Raw genomic sequence first — 6,000 nt, 5'->3', positions numbered from 1 at the left:
GTGGGCGGCCGCCGCTGTAACTCGACGGGGGCCCCCCGGCGGGGGGCCGGGCGCCCCTTCGCGTACGTCGTGACGGCTACGCCGACTTCTCCTGGGGGCCCTGGTCCTTCGGGACGATGCGGGGGACCAGCGTCGGGTTGACGTTCGAGCGGACCACGTCGGCCGTGATGACCACGCGGGCCACGTCCTTGCGGGACGGGACCTCGTACATCACCGACATCAGGACCTCCTCCATGATGGCGCGCAGGCCGCGCGCGCCCGTCTGGCGGAGGATCGCCTGGTCCGCGATGGCCTCCAGCGCCTCGCGCTCGAAGTCCAGCTCGACACCGTCGAGTTCGAACAGCCGCTGGTACTGCTTGACGAGGGCGTTGCGGGGCTCGATCAGGATCTGGAGCAGGGCCTCGCGGTCGAGGTTGTGCACCGAGGTGATGACGGGCAGACGGCCGATGAACTCGGGGATCATCCCGAACTTCACCAGGTCCTCCGGCATGACCTCCTGGAACTGGTCGCTCGCCTCGATCTCCCGCTTCGAGCGGATCGTCGCCCCGAAGCCGATGCCCTTGGCGCCCGCGCGCGACTCGATGATCTTCTCAAGGCCGGCGAAGGCGCCGCCCACGATGAAGAGCACGTTCGTCGTGTCGATCTGGATGAACTCCTGGTGCGGGTGCTTGCGGCCGCCCTGCGGCGGCACCGAGGCCGTCGTGCCCTCAAGGATCTTGAGCAGGGCCTGCTGGACGCCCTCACCCGAGACATCGCGGGTGATCGACGGGTTCTCGCTCTTGCGGGCGACCTTGTCGATCTCGTCGATGTAGATGATCCCGGTCTCGGCCTTCTTGACGTCGTAGTCGGCCGCCTGGATCAGCTTGAGCAGGATGTTCTCGACGTCCTCGCCGACGTACCCGGCCTCCGTCAGCGCCGTCGCGTCGGCGATGGCGAACGGGACGTTCAGCATGCGGGCGAGCGTCTGGGCGAGGAGCGTCTTGCCGGAACCCGTCGGGCCCAGCAACAGGATGTTGGACTTGGCGAGTTCGATCGCGTCGTCGCGGCCCTGCGCGCCGCCGTTCTCGCCCGCCTGGACCCGCTTGTAGTGGTTGTAGACCGCTACCGAGAGCGCCTTCTTCGCCGGCTCCTGGCCGACGACGTAGCTCTCCAGGAACTCGTAGATCTCACGAGGCTTGGGGAGTTCCTCCCAGCGGACCTCGGAGGTCTCGGCGAGCTCCTCCTCGATGATCTCGTTGCAGAGGTCGATGCACTCGTCGCAGATGTACACACCGGGTCCTGCGATGAGCTTCTTCACCTGCTTCTGGCTCTTTCCGCAGAACGAGCACTTGAGCAGGTCGCCGCCGTCACCGATGCGTGCCACGAGGTGCTTCCCCTTCGCCTGGGAGACGCCTGGTTCAGCGGCTCCTGGTGCCTCATATCCGACGGTACCTTGCCGGGGGCCCCGTACGGGGCCCCCTTGACGTGGTTCACATCGCTGAATGCGACTGCGTGCCCACGCCAACTGGCGGCAAGGATCAGCCCGCGCTGCTCTTGCGGGTCGAGACGATCTGGTCGATCAGGCCGTACGCGAGCGCGTCCTCGGCCGTCAGGATCTTGTCGCGCTCGATGTCCTCGCGGATCTTCTCGATCGGCGTGGTCGAGTGCTTGGCCAGCATGGTCTCCAGCTGGTCGCGCATGCGCAGGATCTCGTTGGCCGCGATCTCCAGGTCGGAGAGCTGCTCGCGGCCGGTGCCGCCGGACGGCTGGTGGATCAGCACGCGGGCGTTCGGCAGGGCCATGCGCTTGCCGGGGGTGCCCGCGGCGAGCAGGACCGCGGCGGCGGAGGCCGCCTGGCCCATGCAGACCGTCTGGATGTCCGGCTTCACGAACTGCATCGTGTCGTAGATGGCCGTCAGCGCGGTGAAGGAGCCGCCGGGGCTGTTGATGTAGATCGAGATGTCGCGGTCCGGGTCCATCGACTCCAGGCACAGCAGCTGCGCCATGACGTCGTTGGCGGAGGCGTCGTCGATCTGCACGCCGAGGAAGATCACGCGCTCCTCGAAGAGCTTCGCGTACGGGTCGTACTCGCGGATGCCCTGCGAGGTGCGCTCGACGAAGCGCGGGACGACGTAGCGGTTGTCCAGCGGCGCGCCGGTGTAGAGGCCGCTCGCGGGAGAGAGGTTGTTCATGTGCATCTGGGTGTTCACCGTCCTGGTGGCGTTCTGCGGGCTGAGGCTTGCCTGGTACGGGCTGGCGGGGTCGTACGGGAGTGCACGCGCCGCCGGGGCCGGGATCAGGCCCCGGTGCCGCCGCCGCCGGGGACCAGGGACGCGGCCGAGATGATCTCGTCGATGAGGCCGTAGTCCTTGGCCTCCTCCGCCGTGAACCAGCGGTCGCGGTCGCCGTCCCGGATGATCGCCTCCACGGTCTGGCCGGAGTGGTGCGCGGTGATCTCAGCCATGCGCTGCTTCGTACGCAGCAGGTACTGGGCCTGGATCTTGATGTCCGAGGCGGTGCCGCCGATGCCGGCGGAACCCTGGTGCATCAGGATGTCGGTGTTCGGGAGCGCGAAGCGCTTGCCCTGGGCACCGCCGGTGAGCAGGAACTGGCCCATGGAGGCCGCCATGCCCATGCCGATGGTGACGACGTCGTTCGGGATGTACTGCATGGTGTCGTAGACCGCCATGCCCGCCGTCACGGAGCCACCGGGGCTGTTGATGTACAGGTAGATGTCCTTCTCCGGCTCGGCGGCCAGGAGGAGGAGCTGCGCGGTGATCTTGTTCGCGATGTCGTCGTCGACCTGCTGCCCGAGGAAGATGATGCGCTCGCCGAGCAGCCGGTTGTAGACATGGTCGCCGAGGCCGCCACCGATGGACGGCTCACCCGCGGCGTAAGGCTTCAGATTCGTCACGTATCCACCTGCTCGTCTCCGACGGCCACATGCCGTCTCAGCGTCTCGTTCTGGGGCGCGGACCGGTCGGGGCGGCGGTGGCCGCCGGCGTCCGGGTACTCCCGTGCCCTCGTATTCATGGACCCTAACGCGCAGGTCGGACAACGCCATCCCGCTTCCCGAACTGTTCGCTCGGAGCGCAAGCTCCGGGGGCCGGGCGCAGACCGTGCGCAGACCGTGCGGCGGCCGGGCGGACGGCTGCGGAAGGGCCGTGCGGAGGCCGCGCGCGGGCCATGCGGAGGGCCCATGCGGAGCGCCATGCGGAAGGGCCCGCACGCGGCTGCGTACGGGCCCTCCGGGGCACTGCTCAGCGGGCTTTCGCCCGGGGTGTCACTTGGCCTCGTCGGCCGCGTCCTCGGCGTCACCCTTGGCGGCGGCCTGCTCGGCGGCCTCGTCCTCGTCCTCGTCGGACAGGTCGACGACCTCACCGTTGGTGTCGGTGACCTTGGCGGCCTCGACGACGACCGCGAGGGCCTTGCCGCGGGCGACCTCGCCGACGAGCATCGGGACCTGGCCACCCTCGACGACGGCCTGCGCGAACTGGTCGGGGGACATGCCGGAGGAGGCGGCGCGGCGCATGAGGTGCTCGGTGAGCTCCTCCTGGTTGACGCCCAGCTTCTCCTTGTTGACCAGCGCGTCGAGGACGAACTGGGTCTTGATGCCCTTGACCGCCTGCTCCTTGGTCTCGGCCTCGAACTCCTCGACCGTCTTGCCCTGGAACTCCAGGTACTTCTCCAGGGTCAGACCCATCTGGCCGAGCTGGTGGTGCTCCAGGTTGTGCTTGCGGGTGTTGACCTCGTCCTCAAGCAGCTTCTCGGGGATCGGCACCTCGACGAGCTCCAGCAGCTTCTCCAGGACGCGCTCCTGGGCCTGCGTGGCCTGGTCGTACTGCTTCATGTTCTCAAGGCGCTTGCGGCTGTCCGCCTTCAGGTCCTCAAGGGTGTCGAACTCGCTCGCCATCTGCGCGAACTCGTCGTCCAGCTCCGGCAGCTCGCGGGCGGAGACCTTGGTGACCTTGACGGTGACCTCGGCGTCCTTGCCCTCGGCGGAGCCGCCCTTCAGCTGGGAGGTGAAGGTGGCCTCGCCACCGGCCTCCAGGCCCTTGACGGCCTCGTCGATGCCGTCGAGGAGCTCGCCCGAGCCGATGGTGTACGAGACGTCGGAGGCGACACCGTCCGGCAGCACCTCGCCCTCGACCTTGGCCTCCAGGTCGATGGTGACGACGTCGCCGTCCTGGGCGGCGCGCTCGACGTCCTTGGTGGACGCGAAGCGGCCGCGCAGCTGCTCGACCGACTTCTCGACGTCCTCGTCGGAGACCTCGACCGCGTCGACCTCGACCTCGATGCCGGAGTAGTCCGGGATCTCGATCTCGGGGCGGACGTCCACCTCGGCGGTGAAGGCCAGCAGCTCGCCGTCCTTCAGCTCCGTGATGTCGACCTCGGGCTGGCCCAGCGGGTTCAGGTCGGCCTCGTTGACGGCCTCGGTGTAGAACTTCGGGAGCGCGTCGTTGACGGCCTCCTCCAGCACCGCACCGCGGCCGAAGCGCTGGTCGATGACACGGGCCGGGATCTTGCCCTTGCGGAAGCCCTTCACCGTGACCTGCTGGTTGATCTTCTTGTAGGCCGCGTCGAGGCTGTCCTTGAGCTCCTCGAAGGGCACCTCAACAGTGAGCCGAACCCGAGTCGGGTTCAGGGTCTCCACGGCGCTCTTCACGGTTCGGTCTCCTTGTGGCTGACTGCTGGGGGTCTCTGCTGTCGCTGCGATTCAGCGGTTCAGCGGATTCGGCCCGGCATCAGACACACGGGCACGCAGCTTGCATAGTAACCGCAAGCGGCAATCAGCCCACAACGCGATCACCGTGGACGGCGGTACCAGTGGTGCCGGTGTTGCTGGTGGTCGGGGTGGCCGGATTCGAACCGACGACCTTCCGCTCCCAAAGCGGACGCGCTACCAAGCTGCGCCACACCCCGTCGGTGCGACACGTAGGGTACATGCCCGGAGACCCTCTGATGCGCGGGGTTTCCCGGCCCACCCCCGCGCCACGACCCTGCCGGGGCGAAAAGCGGTGTGCACTCCCCCGCCTCGACCCGCTAGGATGCTGTCCGTGCCGCGGCCTCCGGACCTGCGGCGCACGTCATGCGGGCGTAGCTCAATGGTAGAGCCCTAGTCTTCCAAACTAGCTACGCGGGTTCGATTCCCGTCGCCCGCTCTGAACGACGATGGGCCAGGTCAGAGGATGTTTCCTCGACCTGGCCCACCGTCGTTCCGGAGCAGGGGGAGCCGGGGCGGGCGGTGAGCCGCCGCCGGGCGCGCCTCAGTGTTGGACCGTGGTGCAGGCGACCGTGGTCTTGCCGTCGGCCGTCTTGACGACGTACTTGCCCCCGCTGAGACCGCCGAGGTCGAACCTTCCCGACTTGTCGATGGGGACCGAGCCGGAGGTGGATCCCGAGTAGGTCACCGTCGTGCCGGCGGGGAATCCCAGACCCCACAGGTGGTACTTGCCGACCGAATCCTTCTCGACCTTGCACGCCGCGCCGGCCACGGCGCCGGGGGCGGCGGTGGCCGAGGCGTGCGCGGCAAGGGCAGGGCCCACCGCGAGAGCGGGGGCCACCACGAGCGCGAGTGCTGCAAGACGACGTGTCCGGTTCATCATTCAACCTGCCTTGGACGCTGACGGGGCGGCCGGTCAGGCGTGACGGCTCCGGTCCCCGGGCAGCGGCCGCCCGGACGCCGAGGGACGCTCTCGGTCCGTTCTGCCATGCTGATGCCGGTTCAAGCCTATAGTCCGGTTTGCCCCATGGCATCTCGCGGCGGTCCCTCGAAAGCGTGACGCCCCGTACGGCACGGCCGGGCTCCGGCTCCGTCGCTAGAGCTTGATGCCCGCGATGGTGTCCGCCAGGGAGTTGAGGAAGCGGTTGACGTCCGGGGCGATGGAGCTGGACGCCAGGAAGAAGCCGAAGAGGACCGCGACGATCGCAGGTCCGGTCTTGAGGTGGCCGCCGCGGACGAGCACGACCAGGATGACCAACAACAGAACCACCACTGAGAGCGAAATGGCCACTACTGAT

General features: G+C 68.2%; 6 protein-coding genes and 2 tRNA genes. 1 reads left to right on the top strand and 7 read right to left on the bottom strand.

The annotated features are described in order from the left end of the window. Positions 1 to 76 precede the first annotated feature (76 nt). The 5 genes from clpX to AB0B01_RS06835 all read right to left on the bottom strand — a co-directional run bounded on the left by clpX (position 77) and on the right by AB0B01_RS06835 (position 4,902). Positions 77 to 1,363 carry an ATP-dependent Clp protease ATP-binding subunit ClpX gene (gene clpX / locus AB0B01_RS06855; RefSeq protein ID WP_048479338.1) on the bottom strand — a complete coding sequence of 429 codons (1,287 nt, stop codon included), beginning with the start codon at positions 1,361 to 1,363 and terminating at the stop codon, positions 77 to 79. Positions 1,364 to 1,517: 154 nt separating this feature from the next. After that, on the bottom strand, positions 1,518 to 2,171 hold the full coding sequence (locus AB0B01_RS06850; protein ID WP_361713659.1) for an ATP-dependent Clp protease proteolytic subunit: 654 nt from the start codon (positions 2,169 to 2,171) through the stop codon (positions 1,518 to 1,520). A 104-nt stretch (positions 2,172 to 2,275) separates the two neighbouring features. Beyond that, positions 2,276 to 2,893 carry an ATP-dependent Clp protease proteolytic subunit gene (locus tag AB0B01_RS06845; protein WP_351884830.1) on the bottom strand — a complete coding sequence of 206 codons (618 nt, stop codon included), beginning with the start codon at positions 2,891 to 2,893 and terminating at the stop codon, positions 2,276 to 2,278. A gap of 369 nt (positions 2,894 to 3,262) precedes the next feature. Beyond that, complete coding sequence (gene tig, locus AB0B01_RS06840; RefSeq protein ID WP_361713657.1) at positions 3,263 to 4,645, bottom strand: trigger factor; 1,383 nt, start codon at positions 4,643 to 4,645, stop codon at positions 3,263 to 3,265. A gap of 180 nt (positions 4,646 to 4,825) precedes the next feature. Next, positions 4,826 to 4,902 (bottom strand) — tRNA-Pro (locus tag AB0B01_RS06835). A gap of 168 nt (positions 4,903 to 5,070) precedes the next feature. Here AB0B01_RS06835 and AB0B01_RS06830 point away from each other — a divergent pair. Next, positions 5,071 to 5,141: transfer RNA gene (locus AB0B01_RS06830), tRNA-Gly, on the top strand. Positions 5,142 to 5,246: 105 nt separating this feature from the next. Here AB0B01_RS06830 and AB0B01_RS06825 read toward each other — a convergent pair. After that, positions 5,247 to 5,582 carry a hypothetical protein gene (locus AB0B01_RS06825; protein ID WP_361713655.1) on the bottom strand — a complete coding sequence of 112 codons (336 nt, stop codon included), beginning with the start codon at positions 5,580 to 5,582 and terminating at the stop codon, positions 5,247 to 5,249. 216 nt (positions 5,583 to 5,798) lie between these two features. Then, positions 5,799 to 5,993, bottom strand: a complete 195-nt coding sequence (locus tag AB0B01_RS06820) for a hypothetical protein (RefSeq protein WP_356850590.1) — start codon at positions 5,991 to 5,993, stop codon at positions 5,799 to 5,801. Positions 5,994 to 6,000 lie beyond the last annotated feature (7 nt).

It is taken from the genome of Streptomyces sp. NPDC044571 (assembly GCF_040647115.1).
Classification (GTDB): domain Bacteria; phylum Actinomycetota; class Actinomycetes; order Streptomycetales; family Streptomycetaceae; genus Streptomyces.
The sequence above is the reverse complement of the archived record's forward strand: the minus strand, read 5'-3'. Positions and strand labels throughout refer to the sequence as shown.